The organism is Flavobacterium psychrolimnae (assembly GCF_003312425.1).
Lineage (GTDB): Bacteria > Bacteroidota > Bacteroidia > Flavobacteriales > Flavobacteriaceae > Flavobacterium > Flavobacterium psychrolimnae.
On sequence record NZ_QNUX01000008.1, the window covers coordinates 23,727 to 38,539 of the forward strand.

General features: G+C 35.3%; 13 protein-coding genes. 5 read left to right on the forward strand and 8 right to left on the reverse strand.

Features of this window, described 5'->3' with window-relative positions; all coding sequences use genetic code 11:
- Positions 1-32 precede the first annotated feature (32 nt).
- Positions 33-2,192 carry a PAS domain-containing hybrid sensor histidine kinase/response regulator gene (locus DR980_RS09585; RefSeq protein WP_113635499.1) on the forward strand — a complete coding sequence of 720 codons (2,160 nt, stop codon included), beginning with the start codon at positions 33-35 and terminating at the stop codon, positions 2,190-2,192.
- 101 nt (positions 2,193-2,293) lie between these two features.
- On the opposite strand, the gene DR980_RS09590 is transcribed toward DR980_RS09585, so the two are convergent.
- From DR980_RS09590 to DR980_RS09620, 7 genes are all read right to left on the reverse strand, one after another.
- Positions 2,294-3,013, reverse strand: coding sequence for an LOG family protein (locus tag DR980_RS09590; protein ID WP_113635501.1), 720 nt, complete (start codon positions 3,011-3,013; stop codon positions 2,294-2,296).
- A gap of 150 nt (positions 3,014-3,163) precedes the next feature.
- Entirely contained in the window at positions 3,164-3,466 is a 303-nt protein-coding gene (trxA, locus tag DR980_RS09595) for a thioredoxin (RefSeq protein WP_113635503.1), read from the reverse strand.
- 2 nt (positions 3,467-3,468) lie between these two features.
- Entirely contained in the window at positions 3,469-3,666 is a 198-nt protein-coding gene (locus DR980_RS09600; RefSeq protein ID WP_113635505.1) for a hypothetical protein, read from the reverse strand.
- A 326-nt stretch (positions 3,667-3,992) separates the two neighbouring features.
- Positions 3,993-4,616: a methyltransferase domain-containing protein gene (locus DR980_RS09605; RefSeq protein ID WP_113635507.1), complete on the reverse strand. Its 624-nt coding sequence runs from the start codon at positions 4,614-4,616 to the stop codon at positions 3,993-3,995.
- 1 nt (position 4,617) lies between these two features.
- On the reverse strand, positions 4,618-4,821 hold the full coding sequence (locus tag DR980_RS09610) for a YgaP family membrane protein (protein WP_113635509.1): 204 nt from the start codon (positions 4,819-4,821) through the stop codon (positions 4,618-4,620).
- A gap of 25 nt (positions 4,822-4,846) precedes the next feature.
- Positions 4,847-6,262, reverse strand: coding sequence for an MBL fold metallo-hydrolase (locus DR980_RS09615; RefSeq protein WP_113635511.1), 1,416 nt, complete (start codon positions 6,260-6,262; stop codon positions 4,847-4,849).
- A gap of 314 nt (positions 6,263-6,576) precedes the next feature.
- Positions 6,577-7,203 carry a Crp/Fnr family transcriptional regulator gene (locus tag DR980_RS09620; RefSeq protein WP_113635512.1) on the reverse strand — a complete coding sequence of 209 codons (627 nt, stop codon included), beginning with the start codon at positions 7,201-7,203 and terminating at the stop codon, positions 6,577-6,579.
- Positions 7,204-7,485: 282 nt separating this feature from the next.
- Between DR980_RS09620 and DR980_RS09625 the strand changes: the two genes are divergently transcribed.
- Together DR980_RS09625 and DR980_RS09630 are read left to right on the forward strand one after the other, a co-directional pair.
- Positions 7,486-7,797, forward strand: coding sequence for a rhodanese-like domain-containing protein (locus tag DR980_RS09625; protein ID WP_113635514.1), 312 nt, complete (start codon positions 7,486-7,488; stop codon positions 7,795-7,797).
- Between the two features lie 60 nt (positions 7,798-7,857).
- Positions 7,858-9,438: an NADP-dependent glyceraldehyde-3-phosphate dehydrogenase gene (locus tag DR980_RS09630; protein WP_113635516.1), complete on the forward strand. Its 1,581-nt coding sequence runs from the start codon at positions 7,858-7,860 to the stop codon at positions 9,436-9,438.
- Between the two features lie 156 nt (positions 9,439-9,594).
- Here DR980_RS09630 and katG read toward each other — a convergent pair whose 3' ends face one another.
- Positions 9,595-11,844, reverse strand: a complete 2,250-nt coding sequence (katG, locus tag DR980_RS09635; protein WP_113635518.1) for a catalase/peroxidase HPI — start codon at positions 11,842-11,844, stop codon at positions 9,595-9,597.
- 598 nt (positions 11,845-12,442) lie between these two features.
- Between katG and DR980_RS09640 the strand changes: the two genes are divergently transcribed.
- A complete protein-coding gene (locus tag DR980_RS09640) occupies positions 12,443-12,886 on the forward strand; it encodes a tellurite resistance TerB family protein (protein ID WP_113635520.1) in 444 nt (147 codons plus the stop codon).
- Between the two features lie 223 nt (positions 12,887-13,109).
- On the forward strand, positions 13,110-14,678 hold the full coding sequence (locus DR980_RS09645) for a GMC oxidoreductase (RefSeq protein WP_113635522.1): 1,569 nt from the start codon (positions 13,110-13,112) through the stop codon (positions 14,676-14,678).
- The last annotated feature ends 135 nt before the right edge of the window (positions 14,679-14,813 follow it).

Here is a 14,813-nt window from a genome sequence, read left to right on the forward strand (position 1 = left end):
TTAAATTAGTAGTATTTAAAAAGGCAGTACACATGGAAAATATCGAAAATAAAACCGAAGCCCGTTTCATTATCAGACAAAAAGCGGAAGAATTACATCGCAGTAAAGAATCAAAATATAGTTCTAAACTTTCGGAAGTTGACACTTTGAAGCTTATCCAGGAATTAGAAGTGCATCAGATTGAGCTTGAAATGCAAAAAGAAGAATTGATGCTCGCCAAAGAGGAAGCTGAAATTGTAAAGCAAAAATATGCTGAATTGTATGAATTTGCGCCTACAGGTTACTTCACATTGACAAGTTCAGGAACAGTTGTAGAACTGAATCTCGCCGGTTCACAATTATTACGGAAAGAAAGATCTAAATTGATAAATAGTCAATTTGGTTTCTTTATTTCTAATGCTACGAAGCCGGTTTTTAATCAATTTTTAGAGACTGTTTTTCAGGCTAGTGTAAAAGAATGTTGTGAAGTTGAATTGCTGTTGGATGAGAACACTCCAGTAAATGTTTATTTGACTGGAATTGTTTCAGATAATAAAGAGCAGGCGCTAATTACGATATTAGATATCTCCCAGTTGAAGGAAACTGAATCTGCTTTGCGAGATAGTGAAGAGCGGTATCGCGATTTATTAAACAATCTGGATGTTGGAATAATTGTACACAACAAAGATACTGAAATCATTTATTCGAATCCAAAAGCCTCCGAATTGATAGGTTTGAGTGAGGATCAAATTAAAGGAAAGGATGTTGCCAATCCAATTTGGAAATTTATAAAAGAGGATCATAAAACATTATCAACAGAAAATTTTCCAGTCAATCAAATTATTCGAACTAAAAAACCAATTAGTAATTTTATTATTGGAATAATTAAAACGGATAGCACGGATGTGAGATGGTTCTTATTGAATGGTTTTCCTGTTTTTAATATCCACGATGAACTTGATGAGGTTGTAATAAGTTTCATCGAAATAACAGAATTAAAAAAACTGGAAATTGAACTGACAAAAGCCAAAGAACAAGCCGAAGCAGCAAATAAAGCGAAGTCCAGTTTTTTGACTAATATGAGCCACGAAATTCGTACGCCTTTGAATGGAATTATTGGTTTTACTGATTTATTAATGAGAACCAATCTGGACGAAAACCAGAAGGAATATATGAATACCGTTCATGAATCAGCAAATATATTAATTGAAATCATCAATAATATTTTAGATTTTTCGAAAATTGAATCCGGAAAATTAGAATTAAATATTGAGGAAATCAACCTTGCGGAACTGACGCATCATGTTGTTGATATGTTTAAATATCAGGCGGAATTAAAGGGAATAGATTTAATTCTAAATAGTAAGGAGTCTGTTCCTAGTTTTGTTTTTGCTGATTCCGTACGTTTGAAACAAATTTTAGTGAACTTAATTGGAAACGCATTAAAATTCACAACTACAGGATTTGTACGATTAGATATTAGCAGTGAAATAATTTCCGGAGGCGAGAATCGCTGTCTTTTAAATTTTTCCGTTAAGGATAGCGGTATTGGAATAAAACAGGAAAATCAAGAAAAAGTGTTCCAATCTTTTATTCAGGAGGATTGTTCTATCACACGTAAATTTGGCGGTACAGGACTTGGATTAGCGATTTCTAATCAGCTTTTAGGTTTGATGAATAGTGAACTAAAACTGAAAAGTAAATTTGGACAGGGAAGTGAGTTTTATTTTGAGGTTGAATTAGAAAGCTCACTTCAGGAAATTTCCTCCGATGTAAATGAAATAAAAGTCACAATTGAAGACACAACGATTGCTCCCGATGATTTCTCAGATAAAAAAATATTAGTGGTCGAGGACAATCGAATCAATATGCTTTTGGTAAAAACATTACTCAAATCGATACTTCCTGGATGCACTGTTCTTGAAGCATCCGATGGTAAAAAAGCAATTAAAATGTACAAAAAAGAGAAGCTCGATTTGATCTTAATGGACATTCAAATGCCACATAAAAATGGATATCAAACAACTGCCGAAATCAAACATTTAAAAAAATACAACAATATTCCTATTATTGCTTTGACGGCTGGAATTATGCTTGGGGAAAAAGAAAAATGTTTGGAATCCGGAATGGACGATTATGTTTCAAAACCAATTATCAGATGCAATTTAGAAGAGGTTTTATATAAATGGTTGAAAAATAAAACATTGAACTAAAATAATTGATTCAAACAAAGAACTTCTTTGACTTAATTAACAAAAACGCTCTTGTTTTTAGTAGAAGTTTTCAATGAAAAAAGCTTTTTTCAACCAAGGAATCATGAGGATTTATATTTATGCTTTTTTAAACCAAATTTTTTGATAGCATGTTTTTTGAGGTGTTCCATCACTTCTTCTACGGAATCAGTCACGAATAAAAGCTTCATGTCTTCAGGGCTTATGCTTTCATTGTCTACCATTTTTTGAATGTGATGACACAATTCCTGATGATAAACGGAATCGAAAATAACAATCGGAAAATTGCTGATTATTTTATTTTGAATTAAAGTAAGTGCTTCGAATAATTCATCCAAAGTCCCAATTCCTCCTGGCATTACTACAAACGCATAGGAATATTTGATCAGAATTACTTTCCTCACAAAGAAATAGGGAATATAAATCCATTTATGAAGATAAGGATTTGGTTTCTGTTCCACAGGAAGGACAATATTACAACCTACCGAATAACCTCCGGCTTCATAAGCTCCTTTGTTGGCAGCTTCCATCAATCCTGGGCCTCCGCCAGTCATTACTGTAAAACCTAATTTTGCTATTTCAGAACCAATGCGTTCGGCGCTTTTATAATGTGCTGTTTCCGGTCCAAAACGTGCCGACCCAAAAACGGTCACGCAAGGTCCTATAAAATGCATTTTCTGAAAAGCTCTGATGAAGTTATAGAGCACTTTAAAAATGAAGAAAAGATTTTTAAAACGAGTCAAGGGACCTCTTACAAATAAAGATTCGGATTTAGAAAGTCTATATTGGCGAGGGTTTTCCATAGGTTACTAAGATAGGAAAAATAACAGTCGAGATTTATTTTTCCAACTTAATAAATGTATGAATCTTCAAAAATAGAAATGGTTTATAATTCAAATTTTCTTAGATTTTCAGTATTAGTAAACTCAAAAAAAATATTTTTTAAGCAATCATTATTGATTGCTTTTTTCCAAAATAGTTTTAATAATTTCTTCCTTTGTTAATACGCCGGATTGTCTCCACAACTGTTTTCCGTTTTGAAATAAAATCATTGTAGGAACGCCACGAACCTGATATTGACTGGAGATTTGCTGGTTTTTGTCCACATCAATTTTAATGATGGAAACGCGATCTCCCAAACTGTCTTTTACTTCTTTCAAAATTGGTCCCAGCATTTTACAAGGTCCGCACCACGTGGCAAAAAAGTCAATTAAAACTGGTTTTTCGGATTGTATAATCGTATCAAAATTACTCATCGTTATTGTTTTTTAGTGTTAGGAATGCTACAACCATTTGCGCCACAGCCAAAATTAAAAATTACCTGAACGAGGAAAAATAGTCCAAAACCAATGAACATCCATTCTTTCAAAATATAGGCTTGTGCAAATAAAAATAAGGCAAACACCAGGCGAACCCAGCGCATAATATGCCAATTTGTAAATAATAATGTTTTCATTTTTTCTAAAAGGAATTTAGTTTTTCATGATTGTTATATCATAAAGAACCATACATTTCGTTTAATTTTAACCACATAGAAGCATAAATTTTTAATATTTAGGAAGTCGTTTTATTCTTTTAAAGAAACCCTAGCTTTGTGAATCCAAGAATTGGGCTATATGACTCTTTTTTCTATGTTTCTATGTGTTTCAATTTTTCTATTTAAGATTAATTGATTTTATTGACTACATCCCACGTTTTAAATTACTATTAAAACAGAGGAACAAAAAAAAGAGGATTTATGAGGACTTTAAAAACCAATCTTTTCATTCTCATTCCTTAGTTTTATGTTAAACTTTTCTTTTTCAATTCGATAAATAATTCTGAATTCGCTCTTGGTGCAATAGAATTATCGCATAAATCCATTTTTATAAAATCAAACGCATCTGCAAAAAGCTTTTCATATTCTTCTTTGCTCCCGCCAAAAGGAGGTCCGGAATCAAACGTTCTGTTGAACAGTAATCCTGCCAGAATTCCATCTTCGGCCAAAAGTTGGTGCATTTTCCAAACGTATTTTTCCCGAAGTGTTGGCGGCAAAGCACAGAAAAAAGTCTGCTCAATAATCAAATCATAGTTTCCTTGATGTTCAAAGAAATCTCCCAAGACAATCTGAATATTAGGATTATTTTTGAATTTTTCTTTTATAACGGTAACTGGTGTCGGTGCAATATCGATAACGGTAATATTTGTAAATCCGTGTTCCAGAAGATATTCTGCTTCGTAGCTGTTGCCACAACCGGGAATCAAAATTCGTTTCTTCTTATCAGTAATCTTATCTATATATTCTTGTATTGGCGGTGATACTTGACCTAAATCCCAACCGGTACTTTTGGCTTTGTATTGCGCTTCCCAATAGGTTGCATCCAACTGTTTTTTACAAGAAGTATCAGAACATTTTAAGTCGGACATGTTATATTTTTTTTCGGGTTGAAATTCTAAACGGGGAATACAATGGACAAAAACTAATAAAGCTGGTCAATATAAAAATAGCTGCAAAAATTCCTAAAACCAATGCAAGCATCCCGCTGATTGTATTGGTAAAATACAATATAGCAATTACTACTGCTATCGCGACCCGAATAACTTTGTCTGTTGAACCCATGTTTTTTTTCATTGTATACCTTTTATTTGGTTATTAATTATTTCAAAACTTTACTTTGGCAAACGAAATCCGTTTTAGGAACATCCGTTTTTGCAATAGCATTAAAACCGCCTTCAATTTCGGTGAAATTTCTAAAACCACGCGCTTCCAAAATTGAAGCTGCAATCATGCTGCGGTATCCGCCGGCACAATGCAAGTAAAAATGTTCTTTTGGATTAATATCTTTGACCCATTCATTAATAGCCGCTAATGGCTTGCTGTAAGATTCCTCAACATGCTCAGCGCAGTATTCACTTTCTTTACGAATATCAATTATTTTGCTTTTGCCAATTTTCACTTCCTTGGCAAATTGTTCGGCTGAAATTCTATTTACAGTATCGATCTCTTTTCCGGCTTTTGCCCAAGCATCAAAACCGCCTGCTAAATGTCCAATCAAGTTGTCAAAACCTACACGGCTCAAGCGTGTAACAGTTTCTTCTTCCTGACCCACTTCACAAATAATCAGAATAGGTTGTTTCACATCAGCAATTAAAGCGCCTACCCAAGGAGCAAAATCACCATCAATTCCAATATTTACAGATTGCGGAATAAATCCTTTAGCAAATTCTCCGTTTTTTCGAGTGTCTAATAATAAAGCTCCGGTTTCTTCGGCAGCCACTTCAAATTCTGATGGAGAAAGAGAACGCATTCCTAAATCCAAGACATTCTCAAAACTGTCGTATCCTTTTTTGTTCATGGCCACATTCATCCCAAAATAAGCAGGTGGTGGCAATAAACCTTCGGTTACTTCTTGAATAAATTCGGCTTCTGTCATATTCGCACGTAACGCATAATTGGTTGCTTTTTGGTCACCAATGGTCGAAACAGTTTCCTTGCTCATATTTTTTCCACAGGCACTTCCTGCTCCGTGAGCTGGATATACGATGACGTCATCTGCCAAAGTCATAATTTTTGTTCGTAAAGAATGGAATAGGGTAGCGGCCAATTGTTCTTGCGTCATGTGTGCCGCTTTTTGAGCTAAATCCGGTCTTCCCACATCACCAATAAACAAGGTGTCACCCGAGAAAATGGCATGGTCTTTCCCGTTTTCGTCAATCAATAAAAAAGTAGAGCTTTCCATGGTGTGTCCAGGAGTGTGTAATACTTTTATTTTGATGTTACCTATGCTGAATTCCTGACCGTCTTTTGCAGAAATGCAGTCAAATTCACAGGTCGCATTTGGACCGTAAACGATAGGAGCGCCAGTTTGACGACTCAAATCTACGTGACCGGAAACAAAATCAGCGTGGAAATGGGTTTCGAAAATATATTTCAATTTTACGCCATCTCTTTCTAGTCGATCCAGATACGGTTGGGTTTCGCGTAACGGGTCAATGATGGCAGCTTCACCATTTGAAGTAATGTAGTAAGCACCTTGTGCTAAACATCCGGTATATATTTGTTCTATTTGCATGATTGCGATTTTTAAATGTATAGTACAAATGTACTTCTGTTTTTTAGGAAAAACAGTGACAATTGTTACATTACTTTTATTTTGGAACTAAAAAATAATTTGATTGATTGATTTTTTCTATTTCGAAAATAATCCCAAAAAAACAATACTAAAGATAATCAAAAATGAAGTTTAGTGATCGTTTTACAAAGTGAATTTTTTATAAATTAAAATTTAAAGTATTGGTAATCAGATTTAAAATAGTAGTTTTTGAATAATTCACCCAGAAAAAGCAGCATTTATAAAAATGGATTTTCTCGATGAATTGATAGAATTTATTTTAAAAGTTCAATATTATTGCGATGCAAGGAAACAATGCCGCGTTGTTCCATTTTTTTTAACAAACGGGAAATTACTTCTCTTGAGGTGTTCAGTTCAGAGGCAATTTCCTGATGGGAAAGTTTTAATTCTTTACAACCGCAAACATCGGCATGGCGTTTCAAATAAAATTCCAAGCGTTCATCCATAGCTCTGAAAGCAATACTGTCAATGACTTCCAGCACTTCTTCAAAACGACTTCTGTATGTATCGATAACAAATTCATACCAACTGCGGTGTTGCATCATCCATTTATCCATCAAAGGTAATGGCACCATAATCAACTCGACATCCTCAACAACTTTGGCCATGATTTGACTTTTTTCATTTTTGGTAGCGCAAATCATAGAAATGGCGCAGGCTTGTCCAGGTTGCAAATAATACATAAAAAACTCACCGCCGTTTTCATCTTCGCGATATACCTTTATTTTTCCACTGATTACCAGCACCGTATTTTTGATATACTGTCCGGTTCGCATAATGATATCGCCAGCTTTGAAAGATTGAATAGAAGCATTTGCATCAACATCTTTGACTAATTCAGTAGAAAAGGAAGGGAATATTTTCTTTATCGGATCAAGCATTTTAGTTTTTTTCTATGTTTTATAATGTAAAAGTAGTGTAAAAACTCAGAAAAACCGAGCGATTTTGCTACTAAAAATGGTGACAAGTGCTTGATTTTCGGACTAGTATTGTTGCATTGTCTATGGATTTAACAGACTGTTTTTCGTAAAAATAAAAGCCTAATTTATAGTTTCTTGACAGTTAATGTTTTGCGAAAACGATTTCTAAAGATTATTATCTAATTAACAATTGATGCGTTTATTGTTCGGTAAAAACGTTGTATTTTTACAAAAAACACTATTATGAATTTAACACAAGAAGATTGGGTTTCACAGTTTGAAGCTGATGAAAACGCAGTGATTTTAGACGTGAGAACCGAAGACGAATTTAACGAAGGATTTATAGCTAATGCCATCAATATTGATATTCACAGAGGACAGGATTTTGTAAATGAAATCGAGGCTTTGGACAAAAGTAAAAATTATTATGTGTATTGTCGCTCCGGAATGCGAAGCGCAAAAGCCTGTGAGATAATGAATCAGCTGGGTTTTGAAAATGCTTATAATCTTATTGGCGGGATTATAGAGTGGGAAGGCGAAGTCATAGAACCATAAAACAGAAAGAGGCAACCGCCTCTTTTATGTATTTAAATTATAAATATAATATCCTTTAGTATGAATATAATTCCAGAAGAATTTCAGATTACAACATTATTAAATCAAGATACGTATTTAGTGGACGGTGAATTAAAAAAATGGGAAGGTCAGACAACCGCTGTTTTTTCGACGATTTCATCAACTGAGGAATACGGTCCAACAATATTAGGTTCGATTCCGTTTATGGGCGAAACCGAAGCGCTGGAAGCTGTCAATGCGGCTAGCGTAGCGTACAATAACGGTCAAGGATTGTGGCCTACGATGAAAGTGTCAGACCGAATTAAATGTATGGCGAATTTTGTCACTCAAATGAAAGCGACCCGAAGTGAAGTCGTTAAGTTTTTGATGTGGGAAATTGGTAAATCACTCGGTGATTCCGAAAAAGAATTTGACAGAACCGTAGAATACATTTATGACACCATTGAAGATTATAAATTATTAGACCGAAATAGTTCTCGTTTTACCAAAAGTCAAGGCGTTAATGCCATGGTCCGTCGTGGACCTTTAGGAGTTGTTTTGTGTCTTGGACCATACAATTATCCGTTGAACGAAACTTTTGCGCTGTTGATTCCGGCATTGATTATGGGAAATACGGTTATTTTTAAACCTGCTAAACACGGTGTATTATTAATTTCACCTTTGTTAGAAGCTTTCAGAAGTAGTTTTCCAAAAGGAGCTATCAATATTGTTTACGGTAGAGGGCGTGAGGTTGCTTCGCCAATAATGAAGTCTGGAAAAGTCGATATTTTGGCTTTGATAGGAAACAGTAAATCGGCAATCGCCTTACAGGATCAGCATCCAAACAAAAACAGATTGCGTTTGATATTAGGTTTAGAAGCTAAGAATCCAGCCATCATTTTGCCGGATGCCGATTTAGATTTAGCTATCCAAGAATGCATTGCAGGAACGCTTTCATTCAACGGGCAGCGCTGTACAGCATTGAAAATTTTATATGTTCACGAAACGATTGCTGATGAATTCAATAGACGTTTTGCTGCCAAAGTAGATTCGCTTGTATTTGGAAATCCTTGGGACCAATCGGTCATGCTGACTCCGTTACCGGAAAAAGAAAAACCGGCTTACATTCAGGAATTAATTGATGATGCTGTGAAAAAAGGCGCGACAATCATTAATGAAAAAGGAGGAAAACATACTCCAAATTATATTTTTCCGGCGGTTTTGTTTCCAATAAATAAAGAAATGCGAGTGTATCACGAAGAGCAATTTGGTCCCGTAATTCCAGTCCTGACTTTCAAAGACATTCAGGAACCGTTGAACGATATGGCAGAATCGAATTACGGACAGCAAGTGAGTTTGTTTGGAAGAGACATCAAAACTATCGCGCCGTTAATTGATACTTTAGTGAATTTAGTGTGCAGAGTGAACTTAAACAGTTCTTGCCAAAGAGGTCCAGATGTATATCCGTTTACAGGACGTAAAGATTCTGCTGTAGGAACGTTGAGTATTCATGATGCCTTGCGTTCGTTCTCGATTAGAACTTTTGTAGCTTCGAAAGACAATGACTATAATAACGCTATTTTGCAGGAATTATTAAATAGTAAAGAATCTAATTTCGTTAATACGGATTATACGATGTAAATCTATTTTAATTAGAAAATTAAAGCCATCTCGTTTTTTTCGAGATGGCTTTTTTCATGGAATTGAGGTTGCTGAGGTGATTCTATATAACCTATAAATAACAAAAAAGGTGATCTGTTACCAGACCACCTTTTTAAACAAATTATAAATCTAAAATTAAACTAAATCGAAACGGTCTAGGTTCATTACCTTAGTCCATGCTGCAACGAAGTCTTTCACAAATTTTTCTTGAGCATCTGAACAACCATAAACTTCAGCGATAGCTCTAAGCTCTGAGTTAGATCCAAAAATAAGATCTACACGAGTACCAACCCATTTGATTGCACCTGTTTTACGATCAGTTCCTACAAAAGCATCATCAGATTCTGAAAGGGCTTTCCAAGTAGTGCCTAAATCCAATAAATTTACAAAGAAATCATTAGTCAATGCACCTGGTCTTTTTGTAAATATTCCACTTTGAGACTGATCAAAGTTCATATTTAAAGCACGAAGTCCACCAACAAGAACGGTCATTTCCGGCGCTGATAAGTTCAATAATTGTGCTTTGTCAACTAACATTTCTTCAGCTGATACCGTATATTTTGTCTTCACATAATTACGGAAGCCATCAGCCTGAGGTTCAAGAACTGCAAATGATTCTACATCTGTTTGTTCTTGTGAAGCATCAGTTCTTCCAGGAGTAAAAGGTACATTTATTTCAAAATTAGCATTTTTAGCTGCTTGTTCAATTCCGGCGCTACCACCTAAAACAATTAAATCCGCAATGGAAACTTGCTTACCGCCAAAGTTTGCGTTGTTGAACTCTTTTTGAATGTTCTCAAGCGTTGCTAATACTTTCTCTAGTTGAGAAGGATTATTCACTTTCCAATCTTTTTGCGGTTCTAAACGAATTCGAGCACCGTTTGCACCACCACGTTTATCAGATCCACGGAACGTAGATGCCGATGCCCAAGCAGTAGAAACTAATTCTGACACAGACAATCCAGAAGCAAGAATGGAAACTTTTAGTGTAGCAATATCGTGTTCGTCAATCAACGGATTGGTTACTGCTGGAACTGGATCTTGCCAAATTAGTTCTTCACTAGGAACTTCTGGTCCCAAATAACGAGCTTTTGGTCCCATATCTCTGTGCGTCAATTTGAACCATGCTCTTGCAAATGCATCATTAAATTCGGCTGGATTTTCAAAAAAGTGTCTTGAGATTTTCTCGTATACTGGATCTACTCTTAAAGATAAATCGGTAGTCAACATAAAAGGTTGGTGACTTCTTGAAGGATCATGTGCGTCTGGAACGGTACCAGCACCTGCATCACCTACTGGTTTCCATTGGTGTGCACCAGCTGGACTTTTCGTCAATTCCCATTCGAAACCAAATAAGTTTTCGAAATAGTTATTGCTCCATTTTGTTGGGGTAGTTGTCCATGCACCTTCAAGACCACTGGTAATTGTATCTTCGGCATTACCTTTCCCATAAGTGTTTTTCCAACCTTGACTTTGCTCTTCGATACCAGCTCCTGCAGGTTCTGAAGCAACGTATTTATTTGGATCAGCAGCACCGTGGGTTTTCCCCAATGTGTGTCCGCCGGCAATAAGTGCAACTGTTTCTTCATCATTCATCGCCATACGGGCAAAAGTCTCCCGAATATCACGGGCTGCCAATAGCGGATCAGGATTTCCGTCCGGGCCTTCGGGATTTACATATATAAGTCCCATTTGCACTGCTGCTAAAGGATTTTCAAGCTCACGATCACCTGAGTAACGGCTATTTGGAGTGTTACTAAGTGCTAACCATTCGCGTTCAGAACCCCAGTAAATATCTTCAGCTGGTTCCCAAACATCTGCACGACCACCGGCGAAACCAAATGTTTCTAATCCAGCCGACTCAAGAGCGCAGTTACCGGTTAGAATCATTAAATCGGCCCAAGAGATTTTCTTACCGTATTTTTGTTTGATAGGCCATAATAATAAACGAGCCTTATCTAAATTTGCATTATCAGGCCAGCTGTTCAAGGGTGCAAAACGTTGCGTTCCAAAACCTGCTCCACCGCGTCCGTCTGCAATTCGATACGTTCCTGCACTGTGCCACGCCATACGAATAAAGAACGGGCCATAATGACCATAATCTGCCGGCCACCATTCCTGAGAGGTAGTCATCATTTCGAATATATCTCTTTTCAAAGCATCTAAATCCAATGATTTGAATTCTTCAGCATAATCAAAACTTTCTCCCATCGGATTGGATAGGGAAGAGTGTTGGCGTAAAATGTTTAATTTCAACTGGTTTGGCCACCAGTCGCGGTTACTTGGACCGGCACCCGCACTTTGCTTTGCAGCAGTTGCACCAGAAAATGGGCATTTGCTTTCTCCGTTGACATTGTAGGATGTTGGGTTTGTGTTATTTTCCATAGTATAATTGATTTTTATTTTCTTAAAGCGAATTTACCACAAAGACTCCTTACCTGATTTAATTTTCAATAGATAAAATTTATAATGGTAATTGTCTTTGAATATGCTAAATTTAATGAATTTATAGTAATAACGCCTCTTTTTAGCAGATTCATAGTGTTAAGACTGTATTAAATTTTGGTTTTCAAACCAAAAGGTCAAAGCGTTACGTTTTTATGAAATATTTTTAAATTTACTGGAATTAAAATTATTTTGCTGTAGTGCAATTTTTAAAATTTGCAACGAATTTATAATTTTTAAACCCGTTGGATGTAATTAATAAAAATTTCAATTAATCTTAAATAAAAAAATTGAACCACATAGAAACATAGAGACATAGAAAAAAACAGTCGGATAGTCCAATTCTTGGGCTCACATGCTATGACTTTCTCTAAAAAAGTGAAACGCTTTCCAAAATTTTAAAATCTATGTTTCTATGTGGTTAAAAAATAAACAAATTGAATCACACCCAACGGGTTAAATTTTAAATCATAATTTATTACTAAAATCTAGCAAATCACAGCACTGTTAGCAGTAACTTTAACCAAAAATAAAAAACATGAGTTCATTTGAAAATAATAATAATAGTCAAAATACTGTAAATTCTGAGTTAGAAGCTTGGGTTGGCATTTTATATTCTTGTATTTCTGCCGATAATCAAATTACTGACTCGGAAACGGCAACATTATCCAGAGTTTTGTCTTCAAAACAGAAATTTGTCGGAACTGATATTGCACCTCTTTACAGAAAAGCATTTAATGTACGAGCAGAACTGGGACAATTAAAATATATTTCGGCTTGTTCCGAATGGATAAAAGGAGAAGATAAAGAAACCGTATTTGCTCTTGCCTTGGAAGTTTTACTTGCGGACGGAACATTGGAAAAAGAAGAAAAAAATGTAATTGAAGTTTTATCCAATCAATTAGACATTGAGAAAGAAATGACCAGCAAAATAATTGAAGTCATTTTCTTGAAAAATAAAGGAAATATTAAAGGAATTTAAACGTCTAACTCAAAATAGAGTTCTACTTCGGAGAGCATATTAAATGGGTTTAATTTTGATTATAAAAAGGAAGAGTATTTCAAATCTGAAATGCCCTTCTTTTTTTGTTTTGGATACACAAAAAGTTAATTTTTTATTGTCAAAAGAATCGTTGCGCACCTTTTACTATGCACGCATATTATTCAAAATAATTGCTTATTTTTGATATATAACACAAAAAAAGATGCAATACGATTTTGATTACATAATAATAGGAAGCGGATTTGGAGGTTCAGTCAGTGCTTTACGACTTTCTGAAAAAGGATATAAAGTTTTAGTAATTGAAAAAGGCAAATGGTACAAATCGGAAGATTTTGCCAAAACCAATTGGAATCTCAGAAAATGGTTGTGGATGCCTTCGTTGCGTTTCTTTGGTATTATGAAAATGAGTATTTTCAGGCATATCGTAATTATATCAGGAACGGGAGTTGGCGGCGGTTCGCTGGTGTATGGGAATACTTTGCCTGTACCAAAATCGGCATTTTTTAAATCAGGAAGTTGGAGTGAATTAGAAGATTGGGAAACCGAATTAAAACCATTTTACCAAAAAGCACTCACCATGCTTGGTGCATCCAGAAATCCGAAATTATTTGACGGTGATCTTGCATTGAAGGAATTGGCTAAAGAAATTGGGAAAGAAGATCAATTTGAACACCCTGATGTTGCAGTTTTTTTTGGAAAACAAGGAGTAAAAGTAAAGGATCCCTATTTTGAAGGAAAAGGTCCGGAAAGAGCCGGATGTAATTTTTGTGGAGGTTGCATGACCGGTTGTAGATACAATGCAAAGAATACACTTGATAAAAATTATTTGTATTTGGCACAAAATTATGGTGCTGAAATCCTTGCCGAAAACGAGGTGTATGATGTTTTACCAATTGATGATAAAGACGGGACTTCAGGCTACAAAGTCGCTGTAAAATCAAGTACAAAATTTTTTGGATCCAGAAAAGAATTTACTTCAAAAGGAGTAATTTTTTCTGGAGGAGTTTTGGGAACTATTAAATTACTGCTCAAACTAAAGACGAAATCACTTCCGTTATTGTCATATAAATTGGGTGCTGACATACGGACCAATAATGAAACGCTAATTAGTGTTTCTTCTTTGGACGAAACTAAAAATTTATCAAAAGGAGTTGCTATTGGCAGCCTTCTGCATACCGATGACAACAGTCATTTGGAAATAGTTAGATATTCAGAAGGATCTGGTTTCTGGAAATTGCTTCATTTGCCTTTGTCTACTGGTAAAAACGCGTTGGCACGAATGGCAAACATGACGCAGCAAATTGTAAAATATCCTTTATCCTACTTTAAAATTTATTGGGTAAACAGTTGGTCAAAAAGCACTACAGTTTTGTTATTCATGCAATCAATAGACAGTACCTTAAAATTCAAAAACAACTTTTTTGGCGGAATGTCATCGACAATAGGTACTGGATTAAAACCGTCCGCTTATATTCCGGAGTCTATGGCTTTAACCGAAAGATACAGTAAAATAATCAATGGGAAAGCAACTTCATTTGTTTTGGAATCCGTAGCAGGAATCCCGTCAACAGCCCATGTATTGGGTGGTGCTGTGATGGGGAAAGACCGTTTTGAAGGAGTAATTAATAAAAACAATGAAGTTTTTGGTTATCAAAACATGTTGATCATTGACGGTTCCATGATATCTGCAAACCCCGGAGTTAATCCATCGCTTTCTATCACAGCAATTGCAGAACGTGCTATGGATCAAATTCCTGTGGCTGCTGAATGAAAGAATTTTGAATTTTCATGCTAAATACATAAATTAAAAATAAGTCGTTATTATTTTTCACTTCTAAATATACTATTCTTAAATTAATTACCTAATTTAGAGTGTTTAACTAACTGCATGATTTTATTTTAATTC

Coding starts and splice junctions, on each gene's coding strand:
- DR980_RS09585 (WP_113635499.1), top strand. CDS start 33: ATGGAAAATATCGAAAATAAAACCGAAGCCCGTTTCATTATCAGACAA.
- DR980_RS09590 (WP_113635501.1), bottom strand. CDS start 3,013: ATGGAAAACCCTCGCCAATATAGACTTTCTAAATCCGAATCTTTATTT.
- trxA (WP_113635503.1), bottom strand. CDS start 3,466: ATGAGTAATTTTGATACGATTATACAATCCGAAAAACCAGTTTTAATT.
- DR980_RS09600 (WP_113635505.1), bottom strand. CDS start 3,666: ATGAAAACATTATTATTTACAAATTGGCATATTATGCGCTGGGTTCGC.
- DR980_RS09605 (WP_113635507.1), bottom strand. CDS start 4,616: ATGTCCGACTTAAAATGTTCTGATACTTCTTGTAAAAAACAGTTGGAT.
- DR980_RS09610 (WP_113635509.1), bottom strand. CDS start 4,821: ATGAAAAAAAACATGGGTTCAACAGACAAAGTTATTCGGGTCGCGATA.
- DR980_RS09615 (WP_113635511.1), bottom strand. CDS start 6,262: ATGCAAATAGAACAAATATATACCGGATGTTTAGCACAAGGTGCTTAC.
- DR980_RS09620 (WP_113635512.1), bottom strand. CDS start 7,203: ATGCTTGATCCGATAAAGAAAATATTCCCTTCCTTTTCTACTGAATTA.
- DR980_RS09625 (WP_113635514.1), top strand. CDS start 7,486: ATGAATTTAACACAAGAAGATTGGGTTTCACAGTTTGAAGCTGATGAA.
- DR980_RS09630 (WP_113635516.1), top strand. CDS start 7,858: ATGAATATAATTCCAGAAGAATTTCAGATTACAACATTATTAAATCAA.
- katG (WP_113635518.1), bottom strand. CDS start 11,844: ATGGAAAATAACACAAACCCAACATCCTACAATGTCAACGGAGAAAGC.
- DR980_RS09640 (WP_113635520.1), top strand. CDS start 12,443: ATGAGTTCATTTGAAAATAATAATAATAGTCAAAATACTGTAAATTCT.
- DR980_RS09645 (WP_113635522.1), top strand. CDS start 13,110: ATGCAATACGATTTTGATTACATAATAATAGGAAGCGGATTTGGAGGT.